Genomic DNA, 8,625 nt, shown 5'->3' on the forward strand with positions numbered 1-8,625 from the left:
GGAGATGGGGAGATGGGGAGATGGGGAGATGGGGAGAAAAACGAGTAGGGGCGTAGGGTGCGTGTTTATCAGTGAAGAGTGCAGAGGGCAGAGTGTAGAGTGGGAATTTCTCTTTAACTCTTCACTCTAGACTCTTAACTCTTCCCTGAAAGAGGCGCACCGCCAATGTACACCGCCAACATACAAGGGTGTGTGACGCGGCCAGAAAATCTTGCCGACGTTAGAAAAATCTTGTGTTACCGCGTTACGCACCGCGCTCAACCAGGAAATGAAAAAACGAAAATATAACCACATTAAATTAAATTTGTCAATATATTTTCTCAATTTGTGGAGAGCCAAGCTGAAATCCACCAGAGACCGTCTATGAGATAAAACGCACCCAACGCCAACAACACTACGCTGGCAAATTTAACGATCGCCCCTGAATAGGGCAACAACAGCCGCGTTTGCTTGGCGAGTCCGGCGAACAAGCTGGCGAAAAAGACGATCGCCGAAAAGCCCAGGGCAAAACAGGCCATCGCCAACGCTCCCAAAACTGGAGACCCCGTTTCCGCCCCCGCCGCCAGGACTGCAAACATGACCGGACTGCTACAGGGAGAACTAACGAGCGCGAAAGTCAATCCGACCCCAAACGATCCCGAAATTGGCAGTTTAAGCGAAGTTTGAGGGAGGGGCAACCGAAGAACGTCCATTAAGCTCAACGCCATCACCACGACGATCGCGCCGACGGCCACGCGGACGAACCCTGCATATTGAATCAAAATGGCGGCGCCGAACGCCGAAAACAGTCCGAACGCGCTCAACATTACGACGACGCCGAGGACGAACCCCGTGGCTTTTTTGAAGGCTTCCCAACTCGAGGTAATGTCTCGGGTTCCGATGTAGCTGAGGTTGACGGGGAGCAAACCGAGAACGCAGGGGGAAATGCTGACGACTAAGCCGCCGAGAAACGACAGGGGAAGCAAAATAACGGCGCGATCGAGGGATTGTCCGTCATACCAGTCGTGATAGCGCACGCCAATGTCGAGGGCGAGGGTTTGGAGGGGTTGGAACAGGTTGGTTTGTCGAATCGCGGTAGCAGAGAGGGCGATCGCCAAGGCCAAACTGAAAAGTATCGGGTATCGCCACCGTTTCACCATCGTTCGTTGGGGTTTGTTCGAGTGGAAAAGAGATCGGTTCGATTCTCGAAAGTATCGAAAACTATGCAAACTTGCGAGATCCCTCGCGGCCGGACTCATTTGTCAGGCGAACGAGGGATCGTCTGTTTTGCGAGAAGCATCTGGCGCGACGCCGTCTGGCAGCCCACACGCGAACTCTCTATTTCTATCGTATTGGGTTCTTTCGTATTGGGTTCTTTGGCAGAATGGAGCCGAATCCGTATCCGTTGAGAGGACGCGACGAGCGATCGCCCGAGTTAGAGCGATTGCCACACTTGACGAATGGGACTGAGGACTTCTTGCTGGAGCTGACTGTTCGTGATGCTGGCTGCGGCCAAACCCGAGCGCAGGGCGGTTTCGATTTGTCGAGTCCCGCACCAGTCCCCGCAACAGACGATGGGAAGTGGTGTCGTGGCGGCCAAACAATCGCGACGCCAAGGTTGAGATGTAAACGCGTAACGCCAGCGATGAACTTGCAGGAATTCGGGTTCGGACAGCCAAGGTAGAAGATAGTTCGAGGCGCGATCGAGTAATTCGCGTCCTGGGGCTTCGGGGTTGGTGGTGTTGAGGTGCGATCGGGCGAAATCGGCGCTACTGTGAACGACGAAGACCGGTTGTTGGGTGTTTGGACGTTTGCTGCTATCGAGTCCCACCCAAGACAGATCGGTTTCGGGGGGAAAGTTGACGGACACCCAATCTGGCAGAGGGCGATCGTTGGGGTATTTGGCGATCGCGGTGATACAAGGGTTGTATTCGACCTCCGCCAAATTGTTACGGAACTCTTCAGGAAGTCCTGGCGTGTCCGCGAGGATTTCTAGGGCTTGGGGGGCGGGAACGGCGAGAATAACTGCCTTCGCCGTGAGTTCGAGGGGGGCGTCCGAGCCATCTGCCACTGCTTCTAGGGACAAATGCCAAGTGTTATCGGCTTGGGGGGTGAGCTGACAGGCGCGGCGACTGAACCAGACGCGCGTTCCCCGGCCGAGAAATTTACCGATTTCGTTCATGCCGTTGGGGGGAACGTAGTGAGGCCGGGGGGGATCTGGTATTAAGTTGCCGTCCCAACGATGGCTCGCTTCTGTCCACAGTTGCACGATTTGGCGATCGCGCAAAATTTCCAGCAGCAGAGAGACCAAACGTCCGTTTGCTTCTAAGTATCGCGCCCCAAAATCAGCTCGATGGTTTGGAATGCGCCGGGTGGCTACTCGTCCGCCAAGTCCCCGAGATTTCTCGACAACGACGACGTTGTAACCCGCTTGTTGGAGTTGTGCCGCACTGGTAAGACCGGCCAAACCTGCACCGATCGCGGCAATATCAAAAGTCATTGTACTTTTTTGGAGTTTTCTGGATCGCAATTCAATCCTAAAGGGAAGTCTGGGGTCTAGAAAACCGAAATTCTCACACAAAAAAATCCGTATTTTTTCATACATAACTCCCGTAATTTCACTCTAATTCTAGAAGTTAGTTTAGAAGCTTTCGTGGTTTTTACTTATTCGTAGATCGTCCCGAACGAATTTTGTGTTGTATATTCGCACACAAAATAATTCTTGTTATAGAAAACTGCCAAAAAACTTAAAGCTGTCCGTGCAAAACGTGTTTTGAAATCTTATTTTTTAATAACATTATTGACGCAAATTAAATTATTTTGATTTATTTAATTTGATTTTTTAACAAAAAAGCGATCGCATCTAACAATAACAATATTGTGCTACAATCAAAAAATATTATCAATATTCATGATTCTGTTTAGTTTGTTTTGTTTGACAGCAATCAACATTATTTTTATGGATTTATTTTCAAGATAGACTCATAAAGAAAAGTACTCATAAAAAACCTATTTCAAAAATATAGCAGTATGAACTCGTTTGCGGATAGTTTTCAACATAAATCATTGTGGTATAGGGTTTTCAGTCGATCTGTTTCCGCAAACCATTTAGGATTGCTATATCGTCAATATTACATCTTATTTTTTATTTTTAATTTCCAACAAATTAACTACCATACCATTCCTAAAAAAATCTCGTTTTTTGTTTTTGTCTGTCATGAAATTTTGAAATTTAATTCTATCAACAGAGGCATCGTCGGTCGATCTCCGAGCAGCCATCGATATTCAAGCAAGAGTTAAGCCATACAACGAGTCGAATCCTGTCAACAGATCGGCGAGAAAATCATCCAAACTCGAGTCGATTGTAGCCCGTAGGATGAAGCGACTCCGAACTAATTTGCTCGTAGATCGTTTAAATCGAGATTAATATAGCAACCCTAAATCAGTTGTGTAATAAAATTGAGACAAAAAGGGAATCGGGAACGAGGAACGGGGAACGGGGAATCAGATTTTTTCTGGTGTTTTAATTTTTGACGACTCATTTGGGACTGCTATAGACTGCAAAATCGGAATTCGATCGGGCAGAACCGAAGTAGCAGTTGCCAACGAACTCATCAAACTTAGCGTTAAACTTAGCATTCCCAAATCTGACATCGTTTTCGTCTTCGATCGCACCGAACATCGTAAATACACTGACTTCGCCGTTAGCTAGAAGTGTTCCCGCCCATCGCGGTACACTGTTTCGAGCGTGTCGGGACGTTCAGTCTTGTGCCGCATTCGTCGTACACCTCCCATCGTTCACTCGAATCAAGGCAATGCCTACGTTTCTCTTAGAAGTCGGAACCGAAGAACTCCCCGCCAGCTTTGTGGAAGGGGCGATCGCGCAATGGAAAGAACGCATTCCCCCCAGTCTCGCCGAAGCCTTTATCGAACCGGAGGCGGTGGAAGTGTACGGAACACCTCGCCGTCTTGCGGTGGTTCTGCGGAACCTCCCCGACAAACAGAGCGATCGCACCGAAGATATCAAAGGCCCCCCAGTCAAAGCCGCCTACAAAGACGGACAACCCACAAAAGCCGCTGAAGGCTTCGCCCGCAAACAACAAGTCTTCCTTGAGGATCTCGAAATTCGCGACACGGAAAAAGGCGAGTTCGTTTTCGTTCGCAAACAGATTCCCGGTCGTCTGACTGCTGACATCTTAAAAGAACTGGTTCCCCAGTGGATCTTCAAGCTGGAAGGAAAGCGCTTCATGCGCTGGGGTGATGGCGACGTGCGCTTCCCCCGTCCGATTCGCTGGCTGGTTGCCCTTCTCGACGATACCGTGTTACCCCTCGAAGTCGTCAGCGGTTCTGAAACGACAACGAGCGATCGCATTTCCTCGGGACATCGCGTGTTACACCCGGAACCCGTTGCGATCGCCACCGCCTCAGAGTACACCGACATCCTGCGTCAAGCGTACATCGAAGTCGATCCCGAACGTCGGCAACGTGCGATCGTCGAAGGAATCCACGCCGAAGCCCAAAACCTGGGTGGCGTCGCCGACATCCCCGCCGATTTGTTAGCTGAAGTGGTGCATCTGGTGGAATATCCCACCGCCGTTACCGGGAAATTCGACGAAGACTTTCTCATTTTGCCCCCGGAAGTAATTACGACGGTGATGGTGTCTCACCAACGGTATTTTCCGGTTCTCAATGCCGAGAATCCCAAGGAACTGTTGCCTTATTTCATCACCATTTCCAACGGCGATCCGGCGAAATCCAGTATTATCGCCGCCGGGAACGAACGGGTGATTCGGGCGAGATTGGCAGACGGCGAGTTTTTCTATAAAGCCGATTGCGAGAAACCCCTCGAAACAATGGTTCCGAAGTTGGAAGCGGTGACGTTTCAAGAGGATTTGGGAACCGTTAAAGATAAGGTCGATCGCTTGACAAAAATTGGCGATCGCATCGCCGAAGAATTGCAAGTCTCTGACGCAGCGAAAACGAAAATACGTCGCGCCGCCTACCTCTGCAAAGCCGATCTCGTCAGTCAGATGGTGTACGAGTTTCCTGAATTGCAGGGGGTAATGGGGGAAAAATACGCCCTCGTCAGCGGTGAAGATGCAGAAGTGGCCAAAGCCATTTTCGAGCATTATCTTCCTCGTGGAGCTGACGATATGTTACCGGGAACGCTTACCGGACAAGTTATCGGTTTAGCCGATCGCATCGATACCCTGGTGAGTATTTTTGGCTTGGGAATGTTGCCCAGCGGTTCGTCCGATCCCTTTGCCTTGCGTCGGGCGGCGAATGCGGTTGTAAATATTATCTGGGCAGCGAATTTGGAATTGAATCTCGATCGCCTGTTGCAAAGTGCGGTTTCTGACTTCCAACAAGCACACCCCGACACCTCGCCGGAATTGCTGTCGCAACTGCAAGAGTTCTTCTTACAACGGATTCAAACGCTGTTGCAAGACGACAAAGGCATCGATTACGATTTGGTTAATGCGGTATTGGGCGAGAGCGATCGCGAATACACCGAACGGGCGTTAACAGATTTACTCGACGTGCGCGATCGAGCCGAATTTCTGCAAGCCATTCGCAACGACAACAGCCTCGATACCATTTACGAAACCGTCAACCGTTCCGCACGTCTCGCCACGAAAGGAGATCTCGACACGCAGCAACTCAACCCCGAACCCGTCATCAACCCCGACTTGTTCGAGTCGCCGTCGGAACAAGCGTTTTACGAGGCGTTGGTGCAGTTGTTACCCCGAACCGAAGCCGCCCAGGAAGAGCGGAATTACCGCCAACTCGTGGAAGCGTTAGGGGAAATCGCCCCCACTGTCAGCGAATTTTTCGACGGGGAAACCAGCGTGTTGGTGATGGCGGAGGATGAAGCGGTGAAATGCAATCGCTTGAATCTGTTGGGGCTGTTGCGAAATCACGCTCGCGTACTAGCAGATTTTGGTGCGATCGTCAAGGGCGCGTAAATCTTTGTATTAACCGAACATTAGCAGAACCCCGCAATCTCCGAGATTGCGGGGTTCTAGCCGATAACATCCATTCTTTAGACATCTCCAAAACTCTCAGGAGTTACGCAGTTGAGTAGGAGAGAGGGTAAAACAGAGGAATGAATCCTCCAAAATACACAGCCTTCGATTACATCAACTTCCTCATTGGGACTCAGAAGGCCTATAGCTGTAGCGAAGCCGAGCGAGTTCACCCAACGAGCGAAAACGCTCCCTCCCATGATGCCATCACCCGTATGTTGCATCGTCTCGAGCCAAATCCAGATTCCTTGTGGCAAGAAGCACAAGCCTTCGTGCAGAGAAACCGAGGTATTCTCGCCCTTGACGACACCATGCTGGATAAGTTCTACGCTTAACGCATGGAGTTGGTGGCTCGGCAGTGGTCGGGGAAACACAAGCGGGTCGTCAAAGGGATTAACCTGACAAGCCTATTGTGGTCGGATGGGGATAAACACATTCCCTGTGACTACCGGCTCTACGAGAAAGCCGTCGATGGGGCTACCAAAAACGACCACTTTCGAGCTATGTTAGCCACAGCTTGAAAGCGGGGGTTCAAACCCGAGTGTGTGATTTTCGACAGTTGGTTCAGCAGTTTGGCAAATTTCAAGCTCATTTCCCAATACGGTTGGACTTGGCTGACCCGGCTCAAACGCAATCGTTTGGTCAATCCTGATGGGACGGGTAATCACTGGCTTCAACTTAAGGGCTGGAAGCCCCTCCAACACAGTAACATTAAGGGATAGGCGCACTTGAGGAGGTCAGTCGATGTCTCGTGGTCGCCCCTGGTCAGATGCCAATCCGGATTTACGCCGTCGTTGTCACGTCCCCAGTCCGGAGGTCAAAGAAATTGAAAGCTTGCTATTGAAGAGTCTCACCCCCGGAAGTTTTAAACCCCTAAAAGGACAATTGGGAAATCATGGCAAGCCGATGCGAGACCGCTTATTAACGCTACCGGTCATGGTAGCGATCGTTTTAAGCTTGGTCTATCGAAACATTCCCGGCTTGAGCGAACTCTGTCGAGTCTTGAAGCAAGAAGGATTGTTATGGGTGCCACCAATGCCAATCAGTGTTGAAGCCCTACACCTTCAACTCACAGGTTTGCATCCCAAAGCGTCCCCATCTATGGCAACCTGAAAAATAACGTCTCGTTGCGATCGACGAACTTCACAGGATCTATGCAAACACTGCCAACTCCTACCCAAAGCCCCGAAATCCCCGCCGCGTTCGACACCACCATCCATCGCCGCAAAACCCGTCCCGTTCGGGTGGGAAACGTCACCATCGGCGGTGGACACCCCGTCGTCGTGCAATCGATGATTAACGAAGACACGATGGACCTCGAAGGAGCGGTGGCCGCCATTCGCCGCCTTCACGAAATCGGGTGTGAAATCGTGCGCGTCACGGTTCCCAGCATGGCGCACGCCAAAGCCTTAGCCGATATCAAACAAAAACTTCGCGATACCTATCAAGACGTTCCCCTCGTCGCAGACGTTCACCACAACGGCCACAAAATCGCCCTCGAAGTCGCCAAGCACGTGGATAAAGTTCGCATCAATCCCGGCTTGTACGTCTTCGAGAAACCAAAATCCGATCGCACGGAATACACAAAAGCCGAATTTGAGGAAATCGGCAGCAAAATCCGAGAAACCCTCGAACCCTTGGTGGTATCTCTGCGAGACCAAGGAAAAGCCATGCGGATCGGCGTCAACCACGGTTCTCTGGCCGAACGGATGCTGTTTACCTATGGCGACACCCCCGAGGGGATGGTGGAATCGGCCTTAGAATTTCTCCACATTTGCGAGTCCCTCGACTATTACAACCTCGTCATCTCCCTCAAAGCCTCTCGCGTCCCCGTTATGCTGGCCGCCTACCGCTTGATGGTTCGACGCATGGACGAGCTTAGCATGGACTATCCCCTCCACCTCGGCGTCACGGAAGCCGGAGATGGGGAATACGGACGCATCAAATCCACCGCAGGCATCGGAACCCTCCTGGCTGAAGGGATCGGCGACACGATTCGCGTGTCTCTCACGGAAGCCCCCGAAAAAGAAATTCCCGTCTGTTACAGCATTCTGCAAGCGTTGGGATTGCGAAAAACGATGGTCGAGTACGTCGCGTGTCCCTCTTGCGGTCGGACGCTCTTTAATTTAGAAGAGGTTCTCCACAAAGTTCGCGAAGCAACGAAACATTTAACGGGATTGGATATTGCCGTGATGGGTTGTATCGTGAACGGTCCGGGCGAAATGGCCGATGCCGATTACGGGTACGTCGGCAAACAACCCGGATTTATTTCGCTCTATCGCGGTCGCGAAGAAATTAAGAAAGTTCCTGAAGATCGGGGTGTTGAAGAGTTGATCGATCTCATTAAAGCTGACGGCTGTTGGGTCGATCCTTAACCGAGACCTTCCACAACCCATCCGTTTTCAGATCGATGGTGGAGACGCACCTTCATCTTTCTCGGGTCTAGCCGCTATCAAGATCCGTCGCAGTACTCCGCCTAGACCGCGAAGCGGTTAGGGGGTGGTGAAGCGGCGGTGAGTTGAGGTGCGTCCCCTGAACAATGCGATAGCGAGAGAAGGGGATAGCGCCGAAACGAGCAATCAAATATAATTGATAAGGTGGTAACACGCTGAAAACATAC

6 protein-coding genes and 1 pseudogene are annotated in these 8,625 nt (G+C 51.0%); 5 read left to right on the forward strand and 2 right to left on the reverse strand.

The window, feature by feature from the left end; all coding sequences use genetic code 11:
- Window positions 1–320: 320 nt before the first annotated feature.
- Window positions 321–1,139, reverse strand: a complete 819-nt coding sequence (locus POG22_RS03860; RefSeq protein ID WP_498903748.1) for a cytochrome c biogenesis protein CcdA — start codon at window positions 1,137–1,139, stop codon at window positions 321–323.
- A gap of 275 nt (window positions 1,140–1,414) precedes the next feature.
- Window positions 1,415–2,479, reverse strand: coding sequence for an NAD(P)/FAD-dependent oxidoreductase (locus POG22_RS03865; RefSeq protein ID WP_498903750.1), 1,065 nt, complete (start codon window positions 2,477–2,479; stop codon window positions 1,415–1,417).
- A 1,065-nt stretch (window positions 2,480–3,544) separates the two neighbouring features.
- On the opposite strand from POG22_RS03865, the gene POG22_RS03870 reads away from it, so the two are divergent.
- The 5 genes and pseudogenes from POG22_RS03870 (at window position 3,545) to ispG (ending at window position 8,380) form a co-directional block, all read left to right on the forward strand.
- Complete coding sequence (locus POG22_RS03870; RefSeq protein ID WP_498903755.1) at window positions 3,545–3,691, forward strand: element excision factor XisI family protein; 147 nt, start codon at window positions 3,545–3,547, stop codon at window positions 3,689–3,691.
- A 103-nt stretch (window positions 3,692–3,794) separates the two neighbouring features.
- The gene (glyS, locus tag POG22_RS03875) at window positions 3,795–5,945 is read left to right on the forward strand and encodes a glycine--tRNA ligase subunit beta (protein ID WP_498903751.1); all 2,151 of its coding nucleotides are present in this window, start codon (window positions 3,795–3,797) and stop codon (window positions 5,943–5,945) included.
- A 140-nt stretch (window positions 5,946–6,085) separates the two neighbouring features.
- A pseudogene (locus POG22_RS03880) lies at window positions 6,086–6,679 on the forward strand (transposase); the annotation flags it as partial.
- A 70-nt stretch (window positions 6,680–6,749) separates the two neighbouring features.
- Window positions 6,750–7,118, forward strand: coding sequence for a hypothetical protein (locus POG22_RS03885; RefSeq protein ID WP_498903752.1), 369 nt, complete (start codon window positions 6,750–6,752; stop codon window positions 7,116–7,118).
- Between the two features lie 41 nt (window positions 7,119–7,159).
- On the forward strand, window positions 7,160–8,380 hold the full coding sequence (gene ispG, locus POG22_RS03890) for a (E)-4-hydroxy-3-methylbut-2-enyl-diphosphate synthase (protein WP_498903754.1): 1,221 nt from the start codon (window positions 7,160–7,162) through the stop codon (window positions 8,378–8,380).
- The last annotated feature ends 245 nt before the right edge of the window (window positions 8,381–8,625 follow it).

It is taken from the genome of Geitlerinema sp. CS-897 (assembly GCF_028368005.1).
In the GTDB taxonomy this organism is placed as follows: Bacteria; Cyanobacteriota; Cyanobacteriia; order Cyanobacteriales; family Geitlerinemataceae; genus Baaleninema; species Baaleninema simplex.